Annotated in this window: 25 protein-coding genes and 3 riboswitches; of the genes, 7 read left to right on the top strand and 18 right to left on the bottom strand. The window is 40.1% G+C overall.

Annotation, left to right across the window (positions count from 1 at the left end):
• Positions 1–26: 26 nt before the first annotated feature.
• A complete protein-coding gene (locus tag ABG082_RS06460; RefSeq protein ID WP_017367112.1) occupies positions 27–221 on the top strand; it encodes an alpha/beta-type small acid-soluble spore protein in 195 nt (64 codons plus the stop codon).
• A gap of 39 nt (positions 222–260) precedes the next feature.
• Here ABG082_RS06460 and ABG082_RS06455 read toward each other — a convergent pair whose 3' ends face one another.
• The 4 genes from ABG082_RS06455 to ABG082_RS06440 all read right to left on the bottom strand — a co-directional run bounded on the left by ABG082_RS06455 (position 261) and on the right by ABG082_RS06440 (position 4,109).
• The gene (locus tag ABG082_RS06455; protein WP_348936693.1) at positions 261–1,454 is read right to left on the bottom strand and encodes an anti-sigma factor domain-containing protein; all 1,194 of its coding nucleotides are present in this window, start codon (positions 1,452–1,454) and stop codon (positions 261–263) included.
• The gene (sigI, locus tag ABG082_RS06450) at positions 1,451–2,206 is read right to left on the bottom strand and encodes an RNA polymerase sigma factor SigI (RefSeq protein WP_008346139.1); all 756 of its coding nucleotides are present in this window, start codon (positions 2,204–2,206) and stop codon (positions 1,451–1,453) included. The genes ABG082_RS06455 and sigI overlap by 4 nt, the downstream gene beginning before the upstream one ends.
• A 215-nt stretch (positions 2,207–2,421) precedes the next feature.
• On the bottom strand, positions 2,422–3,213 hold the full coding sequence (locus ABG082_RS06445; RefSeq protein ID WP_057079630.1) for a TerC family protein: 792 nt from the start codon (positions 3,211–3,213) through the stop codon (positions 2,422–2,424).
• Positions 3,214–3,309: 96 nt separating this feature from the next.
• A riboswitch (yybP-ykoY riboswitch) is annotated at positions 3,310–3,416 on the bottom strand.
• A 78-nt stretch (positions 3,417–3,494) separates the two neighbouring features.
• Complete coding sequence (locus tag ABG082_RS06440) at positions 3,495–4,109, bottom strand: DedA family protein (RefSeq protein WP_007498772.1); 615 nt, start codon at positions 4,107–4,109, stop codon at positions 3,495–3,497.
• A gap of 248 nt (positions 4,110–4,357) precedes the next feature.
• Between ABG082_RS06440 and ABG082_RS06435 the strand changes: the two genes are divergently transcribed.
• The gene (locus ABG082_RS06435) at positions 4,358–6,781 is read left to right on the top strand and encodes an EAL domain-containing protein (protein WP_255392398.1); all 2,424 of its coding nucleotides are present in this window, start codon (positions 4,358–4,360) and stop codon (positions 6,779–6,781) included.
• 235 nt (positions 6,782–7,016) lie between these two features.
• On the opposite strand, the gene ABG082_RS06430 is transcribed toward ABG082_RS06435, so the two are convergent.
• From ABG082_RS06430 to ABG082_RS06420, 3 genes are all read right to left on the bottom strand, one after another.
• Entirely contained in the window at positions 7,017–7,481 is a 465-nt protein-coding gene (locus ABG082_RS06430; protein WP_088004396.1) for a MarR family transcriptional regulator, read from the bottom strand.
• A 357-nt stretch (positions 7,482–7,838) separates the two neighbouring features.
• Positions 7,839–7,997, bottom strand: a complete 159-nt coding sequence (locus ABG082_RS06425; RefSeq protein WP_035700511.1) for a hypothetical protein — start codon at positions 7,995–7,997, stop codon at positions 7,839–7,841.
• Between the two features lie 38 nt (positions 7,998–8,035).
• On the bottom strand, positions 8,036–8,191 hold the full coding sequence (locus ABG082_RS06420) for a hypothetical protein (RefSeq protein ID WP_008346151.1): 156 nt from the start codon (positions 8,189–8,191) through the stop codon (positions 8,036–8,038).
• 192 nt (positions 8,192–8,383) lie between these two features.
• Between ABG082_RS06420 and ABG082_RS06415 the strand changes: the two genes are divergently transcribed.
• On the top strand, positions 8,384–8,713 hold the full coding sequence (locus tag ABG082_RS06415) for a MerR family transcriptional regulator (RefSeq protein WP_007498778.1): 330 nt from the start codon (positions 8,384–8,386) through the stop codon (positions 8,711–8,713).
• Between the two features lie 241 nt (positions 8,714–8,954).
• Here ABG082_RS06415 and ABG082_RS06410 read toward each other — a convergent pair whose 3' ends face one another.
• Positions 8,955–9,317, bottom strand: coding sequence for a cupin domain-containing protein (locus tag ABG082_RS06410; RefSeq protein WP_017367108.1), 363 nt, complete (start codon positions 9,315–9,317; stop codon positions 8,955–8,957).
• A gap of 205 nt (positions 9,318–9,522) precedes the next feature.
• Between ABG082_RS06410 and ABG082_RS06405 the strand changes: the two genes are divergently transcribed.
• Positions 9,523–10,386: a LysR family transcriptional regulator gene (locus ABG082_RS06405; RefSeq protein ID WP_019743439.1), complete on the top strand. Its 864-nt coding sequence runs from the start codon at positions 9,523–9,525 to the stop codon at positions 10,384–10,386.
• A 130-nt stretch (positions 10,387–10,516) separates the two neighbouring features.
• Here ABG082_RS06405 and ABG082_RS06400 read toward each other — a convergent pair whose 3' ends face one another.
• From ABG082_RS06400 to ABG082_RS06360, 9 genes are all read right to left on the bottom strand, one after another.
• The gene (locus tag ABG082_RS06400) at positions 10,517–10,915 is read right to left on the bottom strand and encodes a hypothetical protein (RefSeq protein ID WP_017367106.1); all 399 of its coding nucleotides are present in this window, start codon (positions 10,913–10,915) and stop codon (positions 10,517–10,519) included.
• A 101-nt stretch (positions 10,916–11,016) separates the two neighbouring features.
• Positions 11,017–12,375 (bottom strand): magnesium transporter, encoded by a 1,359-nt coding sequence (mgtE, locus tag ABG082_RS06395; RefSeq protein WP_007498785.1) that lies wholly within the window; start codon positions 12,373–12,375, stop codon positions 11,017–11,019.
• Between the two features lie 207 nt (positions 12,376–12,582).
• Positions 12,583–12,746: riboswitch (M-box (ykoK) riboswitch) on the bottom strand.
• Between the two features lie 131 nt (positions 12,747–12,877).
• Positions 12,878–13,021, bottom strand: coding sequence for a hypothetical protein (locus ABG082_RS06390; RefSeq protein WP_008346168.1), 144 nt, complete (start codon positions 13,019–13,021; stop codon positions 12,878–12,880).
• Positions 13,022–13,195: 174 nt separating this feature from the next.
• Positions 13,196–13,714, bottom strand: a complete 519-nt coding sequence (locus ABG082_RS06385; protein ID WP_348936692.1) for a PepSY domain-containing protein — start codon at positions 13,712–13,714, stop codon at positions 13,196–13,198.
• A gap of 93 nt (positions 13,715–13,807) precedes the next feature.
• Positions 13,808–14,497: a PepSY domain-containing protein gene (locus ABG082_RS06380; RefSeq protein WP_035392289.1), complete on the bottom strand. Its 690-nt coding sequence runs from the start codon at positions 14,495–14,497 to the stop codon at positions 13,808–13,810.
• Between the two features lie 66 nt (positions 14,498–14,563).
• Entirely contained in the window at positions 14,564–15,913 is a 1,350-nt protein-coding gene (locus tag ABG082_RS06375; protein WP_008346174.1) for an ATP-binding protein, read from the bottom strand.
• A gap of 3 nt (positions 15,914–15,916) precedes the next feature.
• The gene (locus ABG082_RS06370) at positions 15,917–16,603 is read right to left on the bottom strand and encodes a response regulator transcription factor (protein ID WP_008346176.1); all 687 of its coding nucleotides are present in this window, start codon (positions 16,601–16,603) and stop codon (positions 15,917–15,919) included.
• 199 nt (positions 16,604–16,802) lie between these two features.
• Entirely contained in the window at positions 16,803–17,018 is a 216-nt protein-coding gene (locus ABG082_RS06365; RefSeq protein WP_169476040.1) for a helix-turn-helix transcriptional regulator, read from the bottom strand.
• Complete coding sequence (locus tag ABG082_RS06360; RefSeq protein ID WP_008346180.1) at positions 17,008–17,310, bottom strand: hypothetical protein; 303 nt, start codon at positions 17,308–17,310, stop codon at positions 17,008–17,010. The genes ABG082_RS06365 and ABG082_RS06360 overlap by 11 nt, the downstream gene beginning before the upstream one ends.
• A gap of 461 nt (positions 17,311–17,771) precedes the next feature.
• Here ABG082_RS06360 and ABG082_RS06355 point away from each other — a divergent pair, with 461 nt between their 5' ends.
• The 3 genes from ABG082_RS06355 (at position 17,772) to ABG082_RS06345 (ending at position 22,094) form a co-directional block, all read left to right on the top strand.
• Positions 17,772–18,731, top strand: a complete 960-nt coding sequence (locus tag ABG082_RS06355; RefSeq protein WP_007498796.1) for a S8 family peptidase — start codon at positions 17,772–17,774, stop codon at positions 18,729–18,731.
• Positions 18,732–18,844: 113 nt separating this feature from the next.
• Positions 18,845–19,037, top strand: a riboswitch (cobalamin riboswitch).
• A gap of 155 nt (positions 19,038–19,192) precedes the next feature.
• Positions 19,193–21,481, top strand: coding sequence for a 5-methyltetrahydropteroyltriglutamate--homocysteine S-methyltransferase (metE, locus tag ABG082_RS06350; protein WP_076821825.1), 2,289 nt, complete (start codon positions 19,193–19,195; stop codon positions 21,479–21,481).
• 142 nt (positions 21,482–21,623) lie between these two features.
• Positions 21,624–22,094 carry a nucleoside deaminase gene (locus tag ABG082_RS06345; protein WP_008346184.1) on the top strand — a complete coding sequence of 157 codons (471 nt, stop codon included), beginning with the start codon at positions 21,624–21,626 and terminating at the stop codon, positions 22,092–22,094.
• A gap of 76 nt (positions 22,095–22,170) precedes the next feature.
• On the opposite strand, the gene ABG082_RS06340 is transcribed toward ABG082_RS06345, so the two are convergent.
• Positions 22,171–22,587: an organic hydroperoxide resistance protein gene (locus ABG082_RS06340; RefSeq protein WP_046343356.1), complete on the bottom strand. Its 417-nt coding sequence runs from the start codon at positions 22,585–22,587 to the stop codon at positions 22,171–22,173.
• Positions 22,588–22,659 lie beyond the last annotated feature (72 nt).

Below are 22,659 nucleotides of genomic sequence, written 5' to 3'. Positions count from 1 at the left end.
ACATGAGGTGAAAGGAGGAATCTGTGATGGCAAATCGAAATCAACTTCTTGTTCCTGGAGTAGAACAAGCATTAGATCAATTTAAATACGAGATCGCTCAAGAATTTGGCGTGACTCTCGGTTCAGATACAGTCGCACGTTCAAACGGTTCTGTTGGCGGCGAGATGACAAAAAGACTCGTACAGCAGGCGCAATCTCAAATGGGCCATTCAACTAAATAAAGACATGGTGAAATACGCCGGATCTATTCTGGCGTTTTTTTACTGTTCATATGTAGGCTCATCCCGGTTTTCACGGTATGAAGGCGGTGTATTTTTCCCTTTTTGTTTGACGTCATTTCTGTTACGTTCGACGTACGGACGATTCTGACCACTGTCGTTTTTTTTTACATGCTTTTCAGCATCACCACGTGATGTGCCATTTGGATGTTTTTTTTCATCTGGATCAGTTGAGTGATTTTTTTTTTGCTCTTTGTCTTTTTCAAAAGGGCGGTCCTTTTCTTCTTTTCCCTTTTTCTCTTTATTTTCATGATTAGGGCTTGTTTGGTGAGGCTTTTGAACAGCTCCTTGCTCTTCCCTCTCAACTTCCTTCTGCTCTTTGTCTTCGCCTTCTGGAGCCTCTTTATCCGGCTGCATCTCATCGCTACCGTCTGTCTTTATATCTTCTTTTTTGTCTTCGTCTTTTTGATCTTCATCAGCATTTTTCGGCTCTTCTTCTTTGACAGCCTCGTCATCTGCTGGATTTTCATCTTCTTTTTTAACGTCCTCTTGTTCGTTGTCTTGCATTTCTTGATTTCTAATATAAGTTCCTGTTGAAATGCCTGCTTTTTGTGCCTTTTCTCTTGTTTCCAGGTCACCTTCCACAGTTTCCAGCTTATAATTGCGCTTTTGATATTCCCCCGAGATGGTGCTGATTTTACTTTTTACGTTTGTTTTGTATGTATGATCCTGCTTGTTTTCATAAACAGTTGAAATATAAATGCTTTTAGAGTGGTTCACGTATCCTTTTTTATCACAATCATCGATGATTTCCTGCACGACTTTGGTCATGTCGTTTTTTTCTAAATCTTTCATACTGGCCAGTACTTGCTTCGCATCTTTATTCAGCGGAGTGACACCGATCACTTGATAATTGTGATCGAGTTTCAGCTCAAAGCTTGGGTTAATGTCAATCGTCATATATGCATATGCTTTTTGACTTGAGAAAGATGGCATCATAGTGAAGATCACGACAATAATTGCTGCAATTGATAGAATTCCTGCATTTAACGGACGTAAACGAAGCAGATCAAAAAAACCGGCTCTTTTTCTTTCGAGACGTGATTCATTCGGAAACGTCACTTCTTGACCGATTTCATAGTCTTGCTGTTCATACTTTGTCCGCAGAAATTGTCCATCAGGGGTCAGCAGTGTGACATATTTTTTGTTTTTCTCTACTATAATGCCTCTTCTCATGAATTAAGCACCCCTTTAAGGTAATCTTTCAAATACACATAATCACCTGTCATAATGATCGCCATCGCAATAATATATTTTCTATTTCTCTCAATCGTTTTGCGGCTGACTTCCACTAGCTTTTCCAGCTGTTTGACTGGCAATTGTTTTTTCTGAAATAAAATGGTTCTCAGTTCATCGTGCTTAACGAGTGTATGGGCCACTTTAATGGCATTTTGTCTCGCATCCGCATGCTTTGGTGAATGCTCAAGCAGTTCTTGAAACGTAAGACCATATACTTTCAATCGTTCTTTAAAATGTTCAATCTCTTCTCTTCTATGTTCTTGTTCAATTAAACGCCTATATTCATTTGCAGAAAGCTCTGCTTCAATCATGCTTTGCGAGTACTCGCCATTCTCACTTTCTTGAAGGTCCATTTGAACCGTTGGCGCGTTTCTTGCTTCTTTTCGAATATAGTCGATTACTTTTCTTTTAATAATTAACTCCGCAAATGCAAGGAGTGAGTTGCCTTTTTCGGCAGAGTATTTTTCTATCGCTTCATTAAAGGCAATTAAGCCTACGCTGAATTCATCATCTTTTTCATCTATATATCGTTTACAAACGGATGAAACCGTCTTAGCGACAAATGGTTTGTATTGCTCGATTAATGCATTTTGCAGCTCGGTATCACCCTGTTGGATGTTGATTGCCGACTGCTCTAATGTTTGCTTTTTCTTTCCCTTTTTAAACAAAAGGCTAAGCAATGGTTTCACCTCAGTTCTCCCTATATTACTCATTTATGATAGCTAATTTATGAGGGAAGCGCAAAGGAAGAAATGAGGAATTCATTTCCTGTTACTCAATTGTGACATGTATTTCTTTATCTACTTTACAACGTTTCGTTTAAAAGCAAAGAAATAAGGGGGTATCCCCCCCTTTTTTGTAATATACGTGTTATGAAAATGAAATGATATTTCTTTCAAAAAACCTACTCTTCCAGCCGCATCTCTTGTTTTTCCTCGTTTTGCTGGCTGCCTTTTCTTGATGGACTTGATAAAAACCAGCCAAATGCTGCAATCGCGAGAAGGACCGTCCAGAAAATGATTTTCCATAATGTTGAATGAATGAAATGAGAGGACACGACCCCAATAGCTGGATGAGAAAGTGTATAGAGCGTCAGCTTCACGCCAACCCATCCGACAATGACAAAAGCTGCTGTTTCTAGGCTTGGTCTCGTTTTAAGCAGTTTCACAAATACAGTCGCCGCAAACCTCATGATCACTAGACCAATGATACCACCTAATAGAATGACAATAAATTGACCGCCATCAAGCCCACCAATTTGTGGAAGGTTTGTTGCTGGCAGAGTCACAGCTAATGCAACGGCTGCTAAAATAGAATCTACTGCAAATGCAATGTCAGCAAGCTCAACTTTTACGACGGTTGCCCAAAAGCCGCTTTGTTTCATGTTTGTGTCTGCTTCCTTTTTCTTAAATACGTGCGATTTTAAAATATGGTGAATCGAAATATATAGAAGATAAATTGCGCCAATGGCTTGAACTTGCCACACATCTACTAAAAACGAAATAAGAAAAAGAGAACCAAATCGCATGACAAATGCTCCCGCAAGTCCGTAAAATAATGCCTTTTTTCTTTGTTTTTCAGGAAGGTGTTTGACCATCACAGCCATAACCAGCGCATTATCAGCTGCTAAAATCCCTTCTAATCCAATCAATACGAGAAGAACCCACCCGTACTCTAAAATAATTGCTGCATCCATCATCATTCCTCCTTATTTTTTATCTATTGTCCCACAACAGACAAAGGCTTATGAATGCAAAAAAGACCTTTGCCTGTAATGGCAAAGGTCTTGCTAGACATGTGATATGTAAATCATGCCAACAAAGCCGATGGAATGAGGTTCCATGTAATGACGACTTTGTTTCCGGTAAAAACCGGACGCTACTCCCCTTTGGTGGGATTAAGAATATTTAGATTACTTATATCATAATCAACAGACCCCGGATTGTCAACAGGTGACTTTTTATCTCCACCCATTGATTAAGCCGTTGGTGTTTCTGTTTTTCTTTTTCTTCGTTTCAGCCACACGTAGAGAACAAACAATAAGAGCATACCAATTCCAATCGGCAATACATATGGTTCTAAAATGGTTCCAACCTCTTGCCAGTTCTCCCCAAGGACAAATCCTAGATACACATATACAAATGTAATTGGCGTAATCGCCAAAAACGTATACAGGCAAAAAACCCACACATTCATCTTCGCAATACCACACGGAATGGAAATAAGGGTTCTGACCCCTGGAATAAATCGGCCGCTAAACGCAACAAATCCGCCATGCTTTTCAAAAAATGCATCCGATTTATCAAGTGACTCAGGTTTCACAAAGAAATATTTCCCATATTTATTTAAAAAGGGTCTCCCTCCATAACGCCCTAACCAGTACAAGGTCAAGGGGCCTGCCACACCACCAATAGAACCGGCAGCCACAACACCAATGAAGGCCATGTCCCCTTTTGAAACCCAGTAACCTGCAAGAGGCAACACCACTTCAGCAGGAACAAATTCAATGCATAATGCAAGAAAGATGCCGAAGTACGACAAATTCTTAAAGGCATCAGCTAATGAAATAATAAAATCTTCGATGTTTATCAATCCCTTTCACACATAATCAGTTTGACAGGCTATGCTTGCAAATCGTACCGTGCCACCTATTAAACGAATAAAAAACCAAAAACGATTCACTTTTCTTCGTTTTTTTACATTAAATTTGATTTTACTATAAAAAATGTTCAAAAAAAATGCTAAATGCCCTTTTTAAGTAAAGGAAAAGTGAACACAGGCGCCACTTGATCCGATATATTAAGTATATGTCTGTTTTTAGATACAGGAGGTTTTCTTACATGACACATTTAACAGGAAGCTACAACGGATGGCTTGTCTTTCTGTCAGTCGCTGTCGCCGCTGTCGCCTCCTACTCAGCTCTTCAATTAGCCAGCCGGGTGATCCAGTCGAGCGGCGCAAAGAAAAGAGTATGGTTGATCATTGGTGCGATGATCATGGGGATGGGAATATGGTCAATGCATTTTATTGGCATGATGGCGTTTCACCTACGCTCTGGTATCACATATGAAACACCCTTACTCATTTTATCGATTTTGGCCTCTTTTATCGGTTCTTTCATTGCATTTTCAATATGTATTCAGCAGCAACTTTCTACAAGACGACTTTTGATTAGTTCGATCACGATGGGCTCAGCTATTTGCAGCATGCACTACCTCGGATTGGAATCAATGGCGAATGTCACCATCAGCTATGACCCTGTTCTCTTTTTTCTTTCGTTTTTTATTGGTGCGCTCGCTTCATTCTTTTCATTACACCTTTTTTTCCGGCTCCATCGCTCTGAGAAAAGACGAGAGGATCAGCTGTTAAAAATAGCGGGTGCACTGATGATGGGCGGTGCTGTTGCGGGCATGCATTACACTGGCATGGCGTCTTCGACGATGTTTTTTCATTCAGATGGTCATGCCGCTGCGGGTGGTTCTCTTGAAATGTCACCATTTAGCCTGTCCATTTTCATCGGTCTGATGACGCTTATCGTCCAATCACTTATGATTTTCGGCGCCTATATTGATCACCGGATTATGTCACAATCCGATCAGCTAAAAGAAAATGAACAGCGGTTCCAATCACTGATCAAACATAATATAGATGGGATTATCGTGTTATCTGTTGATCGAAAAGTGATATCTGCGAATGACCAAGGCAAACACATTTTGAAAATGTGCAATTCCTGGATTGGTGATGATGTGAGTCAATACGTCATGCCGACTGAGATGTGGGAAGACTTTATTGATCAATCAAAAAAAGCAATTACGCGTGAAGCAGAACTGAAAGCAGCAGATCGTTTTTATTATTATCATGTTACATACATACCCGTACACGTCAACCATACACTTGACAGCATTTATCTCGTTTTAAAGGATTTAACCCAGCAGAAGATTGCTGAAAAAGAAATTCATGTGATGGCACATTATGATGCACTAACTGAACTGCCCAACCGTCGTCATGGAATTAATCATTTAAATGATGTTTTATCCGCTCAAGAAGAGACAAAAACGTCAACGGCAGTTCTTTTTCTTGATTTAAATCGGTTTAAAATTATTAATGATGCCCTTGGTCATAACATAGGCGATCTGCTGTTGAAAGCCGCCGCAAACAGATTAACCAAATGTTTGCCTGACAATGGCTTTATTGCAAGAATTGGCGGGGATGAATTTTTAATGATCTTTCCTCACCTGGAGCATGGTACACATAAAATTGAACAGCTTTCGAAAAACATCATTCGCCAATTTGAACGACCTTTTTTCATTCAAAACCATCAGCTCATTACATCCATTAGTATTGGAATCGCCATCTCTCCGCAAAACGGAAAGAATGGCATGGAATTGATGAGAAAAGCAGATATGGCCATGTACTTATCAAAGAAACATAAACAAAGCCGCTATGAATTCTTTACTGAATCTATGGAGAGATTGAGTGAGGACAGACTCAATCGCGAACTGGAGCTACGAGATGCCATTCAAAGAAAGCAGTTTGTGCTTCATTATCAGCCGCAAATCAGCGCCAAAACAAGACAGATGACAGGTGTTGAAGCCCTTTTAAGAATGAAAGCACCAGACGGTTCTCTAAAATCACCCGAGGCTTTCATTGAACTTGCTGAAGAATCAGGCCTGATCATCGATATTGGAAGGTGGGTCATTGACACGGCATGTCAGCAGGCAAAATTGTGGTATGACAAGCAATTGAAAATTCCTGTAGCGGTCAATTTATCTGCTAAGCAGTTTAACTCTGAAGACTTAATTGATTTGATTAAACTAACGCTAAAAAAATACGACCTTCAACCATCACTTCTTGAGCTTGAAGTGACAGAAAGCATGACAATGGACAACATCAAGCAGTCAAAACAGGTACTGACATCTCTAAAACAACTTGGCGTCCGTATTAGTATTGATGATTTTGGTACAGGCCACAGCTCTTTAAGCTATTTGAAGGATTTGCCGATTCACCGCCTGAAAATTGATAAATCATTTATCGAGGATATTTTGAGCGATTCAAAGTCTGAGCAAATCACAGGGGCTATTATTGCAATGGGGCACCAGCTATCTCTAGAAGTCATTGCTGAAGGTGTTGAAACTTTTGCACAAGCGCAACTTTTATCTGCGCAGGGCTGTGACGATCTACAAGGCTTTTATTATGCCAAGCCACTTCCAGCTAGTGATATTGAAAAATTTATCGCCTATCCTGCTCATCAGCTGGATACATAAAAAAGGTGCCAACCATGGCACCTTTCAGCGTGTAGACAAACCCTCGCATTCTTTGTCAGTCCTGCGTGCTGGTGCTCACGAATGACAAATTCGCTCCGCGCCAGTACTCGTCCTTCCTCGGACTGCAAAGGTTTTCTATCACGCTGGGCTGAAAAGAAGACAAAGGGCTAAAATCAAGTTCATTTTAGCCCTTTGTCAACAATCTAAAAGGTGCCAACCATGGCACCTTTTCGTTTTATCTAAATAACAAATGCTGACTGTGAATACCTGCTTTTTTCAGCAGACTAATTAATTGCTCCTGTTCTTCACGCGAAAGACCAGAAAACGCCCGCGCAATTCGAAGAGAATGGATTGGATAAATTTTATCCAGATAACTGCGCCCTTTATCCGTTAAATGGGCATAAACTGACCGTTTATCCTTTGGGTCCTGTTCTCTTTCAATGAAACCATTTCGTTCTAACTTGTCAATTACGTACGTAACATTCCCGCTGACAAGCAGGAGTCTTGAGCCAATTTGCTGAAGTTTTTGAGCACCTCTCGTATACAGTAATTCGAGAACGGCAAATTCAGTTGGATTGAATCCATGCTCCTTGCTGTCTCTAATACTGTGTTCGGAAACGCTTTTAAATGCCCTTGCAAAAACTTTGTAAAGCGTCATTGAACGTTCTACTTCTTCTTCATTAAACGATAGTCTCATCACATATCTACCTCTTATAATATTTTTTTAACTTCAAGGCTTTCTTGCGGTGCAGTTGGAGCCTTTCGTAAAAAATAGAAGTACGTTTTTGAAAACCCTTTCAACCACATAAGTGACTCCATTCGTGTTATGTATAAGATTTCGATATAAACTTTTAAAATCCTTCTTATTTTTCACAATCATCTCGAAAAAAAGCTTTTCCAGCAAACCATCAAGTTACGACAAATTTTAACATAATCTGTAAAGGCTCTATATTTCCTTACATTTGATTCGTCAAATTTCTACAAAATTCAATATTGCTATAATATTAAACACGCAAAAAAAGAACCCTTCATGTGACAGTGCACATGATAAGGGATGTTAAAGATAGCGGTCTGTTTTGTTGAAAAAGAAATGATACTCTTTTTTTAAGTCACTAATTGTCATGTTCTTGGTCATATCAGGGCTATACACCCCAAGTGAGCAAAGCTGCTTCGTATAATAATGTCTTTCTTTCGCTAAAGCTTCTTTTAGCCGCACGACATCTCCCCTCCTATCAATGGATATGGATCGGGTGCTTATGAGGACTTTTTATACAAATCATTTTGTACGGCTCTAAGAAGAGCATGTGCATTCTGACCCGCAGCCTGCATAAACTGCTCCAGCAGTTCATCCCTCTTCACATCTAATGCGATGATTTCTTTTGCCATACGGATGATCTGTGTTTTCTCCATCAAGTGCGCCTCCTCCTCATTTTTTCTTTTTATTATCATATGTTCACGTGACATGATTTGCACGTTATATGTTAATTTTCCTTCCATTGTTTTTCACTTTTTTCATTTTTGTGTTATATTATCTAACAAACGTTAGGTTTTTTTACTGACTTTTCGATATAATATGAAGAAAAGACTTGCAGGGGTGAGGATATGACGCAGGAAGATGTATCTTATAAAGATAAAAAAGTCATTTCAATCGGGATTGTCAGTGAATTAACAGGGCTTTCCGTCAGGCAAATCCGATATTATGAGGAACGGAAACTCATCTACCCCCAGCGCTCAACAAGAGGCACACGGAAATACTCTTTTTCTGATGTAGAACGTTTAATGGATATCGCCAATAAACGGGAAGATGGTGTGCAGACAGCGGAAATTTTAAAAGACATGAAGAAAAAAGAACAGGCATTAAAAAGCGGACAATATAAGAAAAAAATGCTGGAAGGTCAAATTAATGCACACTTCCGGTACAAAAATCGATGAACTAAATAAAAATCGCTTACTTGGCAAAATAGACTTAGCATCTGATCGACCTGAATATGAAACGATGAAAGCACGAACTTACCCAAAGACCGATTCTTGCAGAAGAGTCTATTTCAGACAACGAAAACCAATGAATCATTGAAACAGCAAAACGAGGCAGCAATTGCAGCCTCGTTATTAGCTAAAACAACCATTCAACTATTTATCACCTAAGATACTTGATCTTTAACGATTTAGTTTTTCAAATTTGTTCAGGAATCGAAACAGTTCGTTCATTGAGCACATTCCCCGTGTTTAGCGTCGTTTTGGGTTCAATTAAGAGCAAGTGAACTTCTTCTTCAGCAATTGGCTGATGTTCAACTCCTTTTGGAATCACAAGAAATTCTCCTTCATTAAGCGTTATTTCCCTATCCCTAAAACGGATGACTAGATTGCCTTTCCACACAAAGAACATTTCATCCTCATCATCATGGTGATGCCAAATGAATTCACCCTTAATTTTCACCATTTTCATGTATGAGTCGTTCAACTCTCCACTTATTCTAGGATTCCAATAATCATTTATTTGCGAAAATTTTTCTTCGATATTTACCTTTGAAATCAATCGATTCCCCTCCTTATTAAATGGAAACGTCTGTTTTAATTGCCACAGCTAAAAAATTCTCATTTTCTCCTCTCGATCAAATAAAAGGGACGCAATGAGCATCAACCTCTTCCATCATTCAGTTTACATACTTCATTGGATCACGTAAAATCAAAAAATAGCATATAGATCATCACAATTTGTGATGCAAAAAAGGAGAGTTAGTTTGGATATTAAATCTTTGGAAGTATTTAAAGCCGTTGCCATTGAACAAAGCATCACAAAAGCTGCTCAAAAATTAAATTATGTGCAGTCCAATGTCACCGCAAGAATCCAACGTCTTGAACAAGAGTTAGGTGTACCTCTTCTCTATCGATATCATAAGAAAATATCTTTAACGCCTGCAGGACGTGAACTGCTGCCCTATGTAAATAAATTACTATACGATTACGAAGAAGCGATAGAAGCAGTAAAGCTTTCCTCTACTCCGCGGGGATCTTTACACATTGGATCTATAGAGTCCACCGCATCTACGAGATTGCCCAGCATTTTCACAGAATATCACAAAAAATTTCCACAAGTAGAATTGAGCTTGTATATGGCACCTACAGTCGATCAAGTTAGCGCTATCCTCAACTACAAAGTAGACGGCGCCTTGGTAGATGGGCCAATTCTTCATCCAGAAATCATCGAGTATCCTGTATTGGAAGAATCCCTCGTTCTCATTACAAGCTACTCCACGGAGCAATTCCAGGTAGAATCTATTTTACATGAGCCGTTGCTCTCGTCATTCGCCCATTGTATTTATTTAGGACGATGGCAAAAGTGGCTAGAGAACAACGGCTATCCTCCTATGAAGGTCATGGAATATGGTACGTTAGAGGGCGTCCTTAAATGTGTTGAAAGCGGGCTGGGAGTGACCGTATTACCAAAATCTATGGTTGAATCTCGGGGACAAGGCAAATTTACCTGTCATCCATTACCAGAACCACATCGAATCGTGCCCACTGTGTTGATCAGGCGACGTGATTCGTACATGACCAGTGCCCTGTCACAATTTATGGAGTTAATGGGCATCACGAATAAGTGATCTGAGACAGATCATTGTTTCATAAATAAGATCATGTGTGATAAAAAAAGAGGATAGATAGAGCGACATTCTTTCAGCTCTTCTATCCTTCTTATGCCTGACTGATCATAAAGCATATGAACGATTCTTTTTATTTAGATGAAGCGTCAGTTCCTTCAACAACCCCTACAAAGTCAATTCGTACGCCGCCTTTTTCAGGATCTTCTTTCACCCGAAAGGCAAGCGCCTTTTTTTCTCCAGTGTTTGCATCTTTATAATTTGCATGAAAGACGTGGATGCTGGCTTCTTCCATTTGAAAATCTTCATAAGAAAGCGTCTCAATTCCCCATTCCTTTTTCGATTTAAGAATGTCATTTGGGCTTGGGACTGCGCCTTCGACATAGACATTGTCCATTTTTCGTTTATTTCCTTCAGTTATCGCTTCAAGCATATGCTCTGATGCCACCAGTCTTCTGTCTTTCCCCTCGTCTTCTCTTGAACATGCACTTAGCAAAACAATGCACATGAAAATGAATAAAAACTTCTTCATTTTTCTCTCCCACCTTCTCCTTAAAATGTAAAGGATGGAAGCGCTATATGCAATCTTTATTCAAAAAAGACTGTAAAACGTTACATTTTACAGTCTTTTGACTACATCAGTGTATGAAGAAATGCTGTTGCAATTCCAAAATAGATGAGTAAGGATAAAATATCATTCAATGTTGTGATCAGTGGTCCAGATGCAATGGCTGGGTCCACGTTTAATCTGTGTAAAATAATCGGCACGACCGTACCTGCCATTGTCCCAATAATCAGTGTTGCAAGAAGCGAGGAACCAACAACAAAACCTAAAATCATATTGCCCTGCCATACCATGGCAACGACCGTAATAATGATTGAACAAACAATCCCAATATAAATACTTGTTCTCAGCTCTCTGAAAATCAAGCGCATAATGGTTTTTTTCGTTAATTCTTCTTTTGACAATCCTCTAATGACAACCGCTAGAGACTGTGTCCCTGTATTCCCTGTCATACCTGCAATCATCGGCATGAAGAACGCTAAAGCAACGACTTGTTGCAAAGTATCTTCAAAATAATTCAAGATACTGCCTGAAATCAGCCCAATGAATAAGAGTAAAATAAGCCACGGAAGACGGCGGTATGCCGCCACAAATGCCGGTGTGTCGAACGTGATATCTTTACCAGAGGCAGCAAACTTTTCATAGTCTTCTCCTGCCTCTTGAATCACAACATCAATGATATCATCGACTGTCACAATTCCGACTAGGACATTGTTCTCTTCTACAACAGGGATGGCAAGGAAATCATATCGTTCAATGAGCTTTGCGATTTCTTCCTGGTCTTGAAAGGCACCAACGGCAATGACTCTTGTAAACATAAGATCCTGCACTTTTTCATCTGGCTCACCTAAAATAAGATCCCTGTATGAGAGTACCCCTACAAGCTGTTTTTGATCATTTATGACATATAAGTAGTTGATCGATTCGGCAATTTCAGCAAAGCTTTTCAGCTTCACCACGGCATCCTGAACCGTATAATGCTGCGGAATCCAAACGTACCGATTGGTCATGATCCGACCTGCTGTCTCAGCAGGATAATTCATGAGAAGCTGGACGGCCTTGGATTCCTCTGCTTCCATGTTAGATAAAAGCTGATCCTTCAGCTCATCCTCCATCTCATCAAACAAGTTGGCTAGATCATCGTTATCCATTTTGTTTGTGACGAAGGTGGCTTTGTCTTTCCCTACTTTTTCAAGAACAATCTCTTGATATTCCCGCTCCAGTTCACCCATCATTTCCGTCACGTCATCGACTGTTAAAAAACTGAGAAAGCGGCCGCGGTGTTTTTCTGGAAGCTCCTTGAATAAGTAGGCCATATCATAAGGCTGAAGTTCTTCCATAATGTTTTTAAATTCTTTACGTTTTCCATCTCTTAGTAAAATAATGATGCGTAAAATGAGTTCATCGTACGTAATGTTCTGTATCATCGCTGTTACCTCCCCAAAATCAGGAGATACCCGAATCCCTTAGATTGTGCGGGGGTCAGGATCTCCTCTATCTGATGCGTCAATCTGATCTTTTGACATACTCTCTATGTGTCTCGAATCGGGATGATCCATCCCCACACCTCCTTTTCTCATAAAAAAGCACCTTCAACCGAATGAAGGCGCTTTGTAAGCATGACAAATAAACACTTGCTCCTTCAATCGTAGAGCTTTAGCACTGTATGGCATAGGATTAATCCAGCTGCATTAAAAATCACCTTATGTCGATGATTCCTGTTGACCCATTGGCGTCTTTGGACATTTTTGGGCAGCAGCGTATCTCCATACAGGAGCCTCACCTAACGAAGTCTCATATTGTTGACACACTGAGATTACAGAAAAAGCGCAATGATGTCAATAAGCAAGATGCCAAGTTTCCTGATGTATTCGCTTTCTTTTCAAAAAAAGAGCGATCGACAAGTTGACCATCGCCCTTTCATGTCTTTTATTCTTCTTCCGGCTGATTCATATCCTCTTGGGAGAGGAGATGAAAGGAATCATGCAAAAACAAAGCATATCCTTCTCCATCAGGATGGGGAACATATTCCGCACGATCCATCGTCTGTTCTTCTTCTTTTTTCTTCATCATATTCTCTCGCCTCCTTTCCAGTAGTTTGTCCCAATGAAAAAACCTTACACATAAAAGTGTAAGGTTCAGCATGTGCGTGCTGGTGCTCACGAATGTCAAATTCGCTCCGCGCCAGTACTCATCCTTCCTAGGGCTGCAAAGGTTTTCTATCACGCTCAAAGGTTCATTTATGGCTTAATCGTCCCATTCTTGCTTGAGGATTTTGCCTGTTTTAGCAGAAATCTCAAAATCAACTTCTTCGCCGCTTGGTGTCGTAATTTCAATTTCATACAAGTACACACCATTTTCTTTATCTAATTCTGAATCTGTGACTGTTCCTTTTACTTTTGCAAGGGCAATTTGTTCAGCCTGTTTTTTGGTGATTTTTACATTTTGTTTCTTTTCTTTGACTGGATCATTGAGCGCTTTGCCTGTTTTGGCATCGACATATACTTTATATTCAAAGCCGCCTTTTTTAATCTCGACCTCATATACCCATTTTCCTTTTTTATGCTCAAGATCTACATCATCTACATAGCCTTTCACAACTTTTAATGCTGCTTTTTCAGCCTGTTTCTTTGAGACAAATGAAGATTTCTTTTGTACCACTTGTTCGGCATTTGCCGTTTGATTTGTATTTTGCGCTTGAAGGGTGAAACCACCTGCGACAAGTGCTCCTGTGAATGCTGTAGCTACTAGTACTTTTTTTATCATGTTTAATTCCTCCTCTGTTTGATTTCTCCTTTATCTTAAAAAAACAAGATGATAAAGGAAGGAAAGGAACATGAGAAAATCATGAGAAAATGATTAGTTTTCGTACGTAATGCCTTCAATATCTCCTGTATAAGCATTCACTAACACCTCTGCCTCTCTTCCATCCGGCAAATCGAGCTCTACCTCAAACACGAGCATTCCACTAAAAGTTTCAAGATCTGCATCATCCACTGTGCCGCCTACTTCTTTTACGGCAATCTGAATGGCTTCTTCTACCGTTATTTTTGTCAGCTTCTTTTCTTTAGAGGTTGGCTTTTTCTTTTCTGCTTCAATCACCTTGAACGTGTCTTTCTCAACATCCACTTGATACAGTTCTTTTTTTGATTGAATCGTAAAGATAAAGCGATCCGATTTTTCTTTCTTTTGAATCACGGTACCCTTCACTTTTTTCACTGCCACTTCTTCTGCTTGGAGTTCGGCATTTTTCTCAATTGGTTTTTGATAGCTCTTTAACTGTTTCATCTCTTTCATTTGACCGCTTGAGGAAGATGCAATGATTTGATAGATGCCATTTGAATTTTCAAGCGTCAATGTATAGTCCTGTTTATGGTTGATCAGATCAATATTTGTGATGTTTCCATTGTAGTCTTTTGCGATGATTTTTTTTATGTCTGCTTCGCTTAATATTTTTTTGTCAATGGTTTGAATCATGAGCATTGCAAAAGCCACAAGAATGAAAAGACATCCTGCGAGCGCAAGCAGCATTTTCAGTTTTCTAGACATGCAGCGCCTCCTTCCTATTTCCTATTTTATAAGGAGGAAATGAGAAATTGATGAGAAAAGACCTATTTATTTCTGAAAAAGAATGGTCATCACGGTTCCTTCACCGATACGGCTGTCTACCTTTAGCTCAGCCCCATGCTCTTCAGCAATTTGCTTCGCAATTGACAGGCCAAGTCCAGTACCGCCCGTCTCACTGTTTCTCGCTTCATCCACACGGAAAAAGCGGTCAAAGATTTTCGGCAGATCCTCTTCTTTTATGCCAATTCCTTTGTCAACAACCGAAATAAACGGTTTCTCTCCTGCTCGTCCGCAGTTCACATCAACTGGCTCTGCACTATATTTAACCGCATTATCAATCAAGATGGTCAAAAGCTGTTTGATCTTCTCTTCGTCCCCTTCAGCAATAACAGGCTGATCTGTTTGTACATGAGTAAGGATGGTTCGATTGGTTGCCACTTCAAGTGTATGGCCAACTTGGCTGCACAAATGACCAAGATCAACCGGCTTCATGTCCAAGTAAAGCGGCTGCCCATTTTTCGCCAGTGTGAGTAGTTGATCTGTCAGCCTTTTCATTTTTTTTGCCTCATCATGAATGGCTTGAGAGGATTCTTCTACGACCTCTGGCCGGCTTTGCCCCCAGCGTTTTAGTAAATTGCTGTAGCTCATGATGACGGTAATGGGTGTTTTCAATTCATGAGAAGCATCGTGCAAAAATTGCTGCTCTTTCTCATAATGTTTCTCAAGAATTTCGGCCATTTCATTAAAGGTTTGACCCATTTGATACAGTTCATCCTTTGAATCGCCTGTTAATTCAATTCGTTTAAATGCCTTTTCTCTCATACTTGCTTTCATCGTATTGGTCATTCGACTAATTGGGCGGACAATTTGTTTCGTTAAAATGTGGCCTGCAAAATAAGAAAGCACAATAAACAAAACGCCAGCAGCAATTAAAATCATTTTTAATAACGCCAAGTTCTCTTCTGTATTTTCAATTTCTTCATAAACTTGCAGCGACACAATGTCCCCATTTGTCCAAATGACAGGGATAGCCGCGAACGCAATCATATGCTTATTGTATTCTTGAATTTCTGCTGTCTGACCAGATTCGTATGTAAAAGGAAGTGAGCTAAACGTAGATTCCTTCGTGACGGTCAGCTTTGATTCACCTTTCTCTGTGACGACACGGATCATACCATTTTGAGGCAGATACGCTTTCAGAAGCTCTGAAGATGGAAGGCCCTCTTCTTCTGACTTCTTTAGTGCAATCGCAATATTTTCAGCTACTTCTGACAGTCTGGACATATCTTTTTGCGTCAAGGTCATCGAAAAAATAAAATAAATCGCTGTATGAAACAGCAGCACCATTAAAAACAAGGACAACGATGTATAAAGCTGGATCTTATTTTTTAATCTCATGCTTTATCCTTTCATCACATAACCCACACCTCTCACTGTGTGAATCAATTGTTTTTCAAACGGGTAATCGATTTTTTTCCTTAAATAGCGAATATAGACATCAACCACGTTCGTGTCACCAAAATAGTCAAAACCCCAAACAGCTGTTAAAAGCTGATCTCTTGTGAGCACTTGCTGTTGATGTTTCAATAAATGAACAAGCAGGTCATATTCTCTCGGTGTCAGCTCAAGCGTCTGACCGCCTCTTTGAATTTCTCTTGTTTTCTCATTCACCGTTAAATCTGCAATACTTAGCTCAATTTCCTTTTCCTCTTGCGCATTGTGATTGAACCTCAGCTGTGCACGAATTCGCGCTAATAATTCTTCTATGTCAAAGGGTTTTGTAATATAATCGTTTGCCCCAAGATCAAGACCGCTGACCTTATCGGGAACACTTCCTCTTGCGGTAATCAAAATGATCGGTGTTGCCGTATTTGTCTTTCGAACCCTTCTAAGCACTTCAAGTCCGCTTAATTCTGGAAGCATGACATCTAGAAGCACTAAATCAAAACTCTCCTCCTCGAGCGCCTGGAGCCCTTTCATCCCTGTATCTTGGACTGTGACCTCATATCCTTCATATTCAAGTTCTAATGACAGCACTCTTGCAATTTTCTTTTCATCTTCGACCACGAGTATCTTCCCTTTGTTCATCTCTATCTCTCCTATCTAAAAGGCAAGCTTGTCTTTCCATTATTATATGTTGCCTTTCTCCATTGGAACAGTCACAATCTTCATATCTTATTTTTCATGAATGAGGAATTGTTATGTAATATGGTTGATTTTTATTTTCAGCTGATCCTTTCACATTACACAAATCAACAAAAAAAGCCTCTTTTCTGAGGCTGGTCCCTTACTTCTTTTTAGGTTGACTGACAAAAAGCTCATCTACAGTCGTATTCAAAACAGAGGCGATGTCAAAGGCTAATTGTAAAGTAGGGTCGTACTTATCGTTTTCAATGGCATTGATGGTTTGTCTAGAGACCTTACACCGTTTAGCAAGTTCTTCTTGGGATAATTTAATGGATTTCCTTAGTTCTCTTATATGATTTTGCAATTTAATCACCATATTTTTTTCTGTATATGAGTAATGTAACTAAATATATGACCGAAATCACAGTTAGGAACATGATGGGAGAAATCCCAAACCCCTTATCAGAATTGTTCCCTTGGGTCGTTAAAAATATAGACTTTGCGACTTCTAATAAAAGCATACCGATGACCACCATAAATGCATACGATTGAGCTTTTGAGTAGATAAATCTCTTTCTTTCATCACCCTTTTGAATCATAGGCGCGATAAAGATGAACAGTCCGACCACTAATAAGATGACTGAATACACAACTTTTACAACATCCAACGGTTAGTCCCCCTCCCAATCAAAATGTCAAATACTTTTTACATTCCAATCATATCATCCACTTAAAAAATGTCAAATACTTTTTACATTCTAAATTCTTTCGATCATTATAATGGAAAAACAATCATCCGCACATGGCATGTACCTTTTTCTTTTCTGTCATCATCTATCTTTTTATATGATTGCTTTTTCGCTCTGTCTTTTTTAGTTCTTTTCACCCATTTTCATCTATACAGGTGCAAGCTCACTATGCAGCATTTCCTTCTTTTTCATATGATACTAAGAGTTTTCCTCAAAAGGTGACTTCTTTCGGCAAGATATGAGGAGAACTGCACAATGAATAATTATTTGATTATTTGAAAAATTATTACAATTGACCCTTTCCGATCAAACATTTGTTTTATACAATAACATTACGCAACCTGAATCTACTTTGAAAACAAAATAAGGAGGGCTTTCTTATGAAAGGTGAAATTCGCTTAATTCCGTATGAAGTAAAAGCCAATGTGATGGAAGCGAAAGAGACGCCGGAAAGTATTCAGGAGATTAAAGCACCCGAACTTTGGTCAAGTGGCTTCAAAGGAAAAGGCATAACCATTGCTGTCCTTGATACAGGTTGCGACACGGAGCATCCCGATTTAAAAGATCAGATTATCGGAGGAAAAAACTTTACCGATGATGACAATGGAGATGCTGAGAATGTAAAAGACTACAACGGGCATGGTACCCATGTATCAGGAACGATTGCAGCAACGGATCAAAATGGCGGCATTTTAGGTGTTGCGCCTGAAGCCAAGCTGTTGATCGTGAAAGTTCTCGGAGGGAAAAATGGCAGCGGGAAATACGAATGGATTATCAATGGCATTAACTATGCGGTTGAGCAGAAGGTTGATATCATTTCCATGTCTCTCGGTGGGCCAAGCAATGAACCAGAACTGCAAAAGGCCATCCAACATGCGGTAAGTAGCGGTGTGCTTGTTGTCTGCGCAGCAGGAAATGAAGGTGACGGAGACGAGCGTACTGAAGAGTTCTCCTACCCAGCTGCATACAATGAGGTCATTGCCGTCGGCTCTGTCTCTCTTGCAAGAGAATCCTCTGAATTCTCCAATGCGAATAAAGAAATCGACCTCGTCGCTCCAGGTGAAGACATTTTATCCACTCTCCCTAACCATAAATACGGAAGACTAACAGGTACTTCCATGGCTGCCCCTCATGTGAGCGGTGCACTCGCCATTATTAAAAATGCCGAAGAAGAAGCGTTCCAGCGTAAACTGACAGAACCTGAGGTATATGCTCAGCTCGTACGGAGAACCCTTCCGCTAAAACAATCGAAAACCCTTGTAGGAAACGGGTTTTTATATTTAACTGCACCAGATGTGCTTCTTGAGAAAACATTGGAAGCAGAACTTTTGTCTCTATAGGTACATGTTAGGTCCTGAGAAAAGATAGAATTTTCTCAGGATTTTTTTAATTAAAATTATTCAAAATTTACTTTGACGAAATGAAGTGAACGTTATATAATCGAACACAATAAATTCATAGTTTGAGAGTCGGTAATTCGATCACACGTCGAATTTTAATTGGGAAGACCGGTGAAAATCCGGCGCGGTCCCGCCACTGTAAGTGAGGAGAGCTTTTCGTTAATAATCCACTGTCATGAGGATGGGAAGGATGAAAAGCTTGCAGATTCGCGAGCCAGGATACCAGCCGCTCTATCACATCAAACCCCCTACGGTTGATAGGAGATGTCGGAAAAGCGTTCGTCATTGATACTTACGCCTTCTTTCGCACACACATTTTGTCTTTTTAAACCAGACATTTGCCCTCATCAATCTTGATCATGAGTGTGAGTGTCTTTTTATATTTAGAGGAGGAATTGGAATTGACAATTGTTAAAACAAGTAATCTAGGTTTCCCGCGAATTGGTTTAAACAGAGAATGGAAAAAAGCACTTGAGTCTTATTGGAAAGGTCAAACTGACAGAGAAACCCTCTTAAGCACACTCGATGAACAATTTTTAGCCGCTATTAAAACTCAAATTGATCAACAAATTGACGTTGTTCCTTCTGGAGACTTTACCTTCTATGATCACGTGCTGGATACTGCCGTTATGTTCAATTGGATTCCAGAGCGCTTCCGCAGCTTGAAAGACCCGCTAGATACATACTTTGCGATAGCAAGAGGAACAAAAGATGCTGTCTCAAGTGAAATGACAAAATGGTTTAATACAAACTATCACTACATCGTTCCAGAATACGAAAAAAGCACAGAATTCAAACTCACACATAACAAACCGCTTGAAGCATACGAAAAGGTGAAAAAAGCGTTTGGTGTTGAAACAAAACCTGTCGTCCTTGGTCTTTATACATTTGTTTCTCTTTCTAAAGGCTATGAAGCCAATGAAGTGAAAGAGATTCAGCAGCGCCTAGTGCCGCTTTATACTCAGTTGTTAAAAGAGCTTGAAGAAGCCGGTGTAAAATGGGTTCAAATTGATGAGCCTGCTTTAGTCACAGCTTCAAGTGAAGACGTGAAAGCAGTAAAAGCCATCTATCAAACGATTAAAGAAGCTGTACCTGCCTTAAACGTTCTCCTTCAAACATACTTTGACTCAGTAGATGCCTATGAAGAGCTTGTCACGTATCCTGTTGAAGCCATCGGTCTTGATTTTGTCCATGATCAAGGACGAAACCTTGAACAAGTGAAAAAACACGGCTTCCCAAAAGATAAAATTTTAGCAGCCGGTATCATCGACGGCAGAAATATTTGGAGATCAGATCTAGGAGAAAGATTATCGTTTATTTCTGAAGTAATTGCTGACGTGCAGCCGAAAGAATTATGGCTACAGCCTTCAAGCAGCCTGCTACATGTACCAGTTGCAAAACATCCGAGCGAACAGCTTGAAGAAAAACTATTAAACGGACTTTCTTATGCCACTGAAAAGCTGGCTGAATTAACGCTATTAAAAGAAGGCTTATCAAAAGGAGCGGCTGCCATTGATGCAGACATCCATGCAGCAAATGAAGCACTTCTGACGTTAAAAGAATTCGCGAAAGGAACGAATGCGGACCTGACAGCAGAGCGCAACAGTCTTTCATCAAAAGATTTTAAACGTCCAGTTGCTTTTGAAGAACGACTACGCATTCAAAATGAATCTCTTGAACTGCCGCTTCTTCCAACCACAACAATCGGAAGCTTCCCTCAGTCAGCTGAGGTGCGCAGTGCTCGTCAAAAATGGCGCAAAAATGAGTGGACAGATGCAGAGTATGATGAATTTATTAAAAAAGAAACAAAAAGATGGATTGATATTCAAGAAGAGATTGGCCTAGATGTACTCGTTCATGGAGAATTTGAACGTACAGACATGGTTGAATACTTCGGTGAAAAACTCGCTGGATTTGCCTTTACAAAATTCGCTTGGGTTCAATCTTATGGATCACGCTGCGTGAAGCCGCCGATCATTTATGGAGATGTAGAATTTACAGAGCCAATGACAGTGAAAGAGACGGTTTACGCTCAAAGCTTAACGGAGAAAAAAGTCAAAGGAATGCTGACAGGGCCTGTCACGATCTTAAACTGGTCTTTCCCAAGAACAGATATCTCTCGTAAAGACATTGCCTTCCAAATCGCTTTTGCTTTACGCAAAGAGGTAGAAGCGTTAGAAGCAGCGGGTATTCAAGTGATTCAAGTGGATGAACCTGCGCTAAGAGAAGGTCTTCCTTTAAAAGAGAGTGATTGGGCAGCATACTTAAACTGGGCAGCAGAGTCATTCCGTCTATCGACATCGTCTGTTCAAAATGAAACGCAAATTCATACACATATGTGCTACAGCAATTTCGAGGATATTGTTGATACGATTGAAGACCTTGATGCAGACGTGATTACGATTGAACATTCACGCAGTCATGGCGGGTTCCTCGATTATTTAGAAAAACACCCGTATTTGAAAGGCCTTGGACTTGGGGTATATGACATCCACAGCCCGCGCGTTCCAGCTGTTGAAGAAATGAGTAAAATCATTGATGATGCACTGAACGTCTGTCCGACAGATCGCTTCTGGGTCAACCCTGACTGTGGACTGAAAACAAGACAAGAACCTGAAACCATTGCTGCTTTGAAAAACATGGTGACAGCTGCTGAAGTCGCTCGTAAAAAGCTAGCGCAGCACGCATAATTAACTCACTCTTCCCCTGCTGAACATTTGGCAGGGGTTTTTTATCCGTAAATTGTCCTGTTCGATCTCCTCCTACAATGATTCCTTTTCTATCATGATTCGTTTATACTAGAGAAGTCAGTCGAACAAAGGGAGGAAGACAATGAATCACGAAGCTTTTTTACAACGCGCAATTGATCTTGCAGTAGAAGGAGTAAATAGTGGCACAGGCGGCCCTTTTGGAGCGGTCATTGTCAAAGACGGTCAGATTATTGCAGAGGGAAGCAACAATGTCACAACGAGTAATGATCCAACTGCACATGCAGAAGTGACAGCCATTCGAAAGGCATGCCAAACACTACATACATATCAATTAGAAGACTGTATTTTGTATACAAGCTGTGAGCCTTGTCCAATGTGTCTTGGCGCTATCTATTGGGCTAGACCAAAGGCCGTATATTTTGCCGCTGGACACAAGGATGCAGCGACTTCTGGTTTTGATGACTCCTTTATTTATGAAGAAATCAATAAAGAATACGAATCAAGAAACATTCCATTTTACCAGCTGACCCTTCAAAAAACCCTTGCTCCATTTGAAGCATGGGACACATACGACAAAAAGAAAGAATATTAAAAAAAGACACCTGCTCCACAGCAGGTGTCATTAGATTGTTGAGAAAGGGCTAAATTTCAGCCCTTTTTTCTTTTCATTATTCCGCCACTTCAAGCTCTACTTCGATGTTTCCTCTTGTTGCTTTTGAATATGGACAGAATTCATGTGCAGCCTCAACAAGCTCTTTCGCTTTGTCATGGTCAAGCCCTTTAGCGGAAACAATCAGCTTCACGCCAAGTTTAAAACCGCCATCACTTTCATCTTTTAATAGACTGACATGTCCTTCTACTTCTGATTCAATTTCGACACCTTGCTTCTTGGCGACTTGTTCAAGCGCCCCTCCGAAGCAGGCCGCATAACCCGCTGCAAATAATTGCTCAGGATTCGTACCAGTTTCTCCATCTTTCTTTGCGTTTGGCATCACAATGTTGTGGTCAAGCACACCATCATCAGAACGAACATGTCCTGCTCTTCCATGCTGTGCTTTTACTTTTGCAGTAAATAATGGTTTCATCTTGATCTCCTCCTTCTTCTACTTATACCTTTCACGTTCTATTCGTTGCTCAAACATTTATGGCACATTGAA

This window comes from Bacillus sp. BS1807G30, assembly GCF_040047675.1.
Classification (GTDB): domain Bacteria; phylum Bacillota; class Bacilli; order Bacillales; family Bacillaceae; genus Bacillus; species Bacillus altitudinis.
The sequence above is the reverse complement of the archived record's forward strand: the minus strand, read 5'-3'. Positions and strand labels throughout refer to the sequence as shown.

Coding starts and splice junctions, on each gene's coding strand:
- ABG082_RS06445 (WP_057079630.1), bottom strand. CDS start 3,213: ATGGATGCAGCAATTATTTTAGAGTACGGGTGGGTTCTTCTCGTATTG.
- ABG082_RS06420 (WP_008346151.1), bottom strand. CDS start 8,191: ATGGAGAAAACACAGATCATCCGTATGGCAAAAGAAATCATCGCATTA.
- ABG082_RS06385 (WP_348936692.1), bottom strand. CDS start 13,714: ATGATAAAAAAAGTACTAGTAGCTACAGCATTCACAGGAGCACTTGTC.
- ABG082_RS06355 (WP_007498796.1), top strand. CDS start 17,772: ATGAAAGGTGAAATTCGCTTAATTCCGTATGAAGTAAAAGCCAATGTG.
- ABG082_RS06415 (WP_007498778.1), top strand. CDS start 8,384: ATGACGCAGGAAGATGTATCTTATAAAGATAAAAAAGTCATTTCAATC.
- mgtE (WP_007498785.1), bottom strand. CDS start 12,375: ATGATACAGAACATTACGTACGATGAACTCATTTTACGCATCATTATT.
- ABG082_RS06460 (WP_017367112.1), top strand. CDS start 27: ATGGCAAATCGAAATCAACTTCTTGTTCCTGGAGTAGAACAAGCATTA.
- ABG082_RS06380 (WP_035392289.1), bottom strand. CDS start 14,497: ATGTCTAGAAAACTGAAAATGCTGCTTGCGCTCGCAGGATGTCTTTTC.
- ABG082_RS06375 (WP_008346174.1), bottom strand. CDS start 15,913: ATGAGATTAAAAAATAAGATCCAGCTTTATACATCGTTGTCCTTGTTT.
- ABG082_RS06435 (WP_255392398.1), top strand. CDS start 4,358: ATGACACATTTAACAGGAAGCTACAACGGATGGCTTGTCTTTCTGTCA.
- ABG082_RS06365 (WP_169476040.1), bottom strand. CDS start 17,018: ATGGTGATTAAATTGCAAAATCATATAAGAGAACTAAGGAAATCCATT.
- ABG082_RS06390 (WP_008346168.1), bottom strand. CDS start 13,021: ATGATGAAGAAAAAAGAAGAAGAACAGACGATGGATCGTGCGGAATAT.
- ABG082_RS06345 (WP_008346184.1), top strand. CDS start 21,624: ATGAATCACGAAGCTTTTTTACAACGCGCAATTGATCTTGCAGTAGAA.
- ABG082_RS06400 (WP_017367106.1), bottom strand. CDS start 10,915: ATGAAGAAGTTTTTATTCATTTTCATGTGCATTGTTTTGCTAAGTGCA.
- ABG082_RS06340 (WP_046343356.1), bottom strand. CDS start 22,587: ATGAAACCATTATTTACTGCAAAAGTAAAAGCACAGCATGGAAGAGCA.
- ABG082_RS06370 (WP_008346176.1), bottom strand. CDS start 16,603: ATGAACAAAGGGAAGATACTCGTGGTCGAAGATGAAAAGAAAATTGCA.
- ABG082_RS06455 (WP_348936693.1), bottom strand. CDS start 1,454: ATGAGAAGAGGCATTATAGTAGAGAAAAACAAAAAATATGTCACACTG.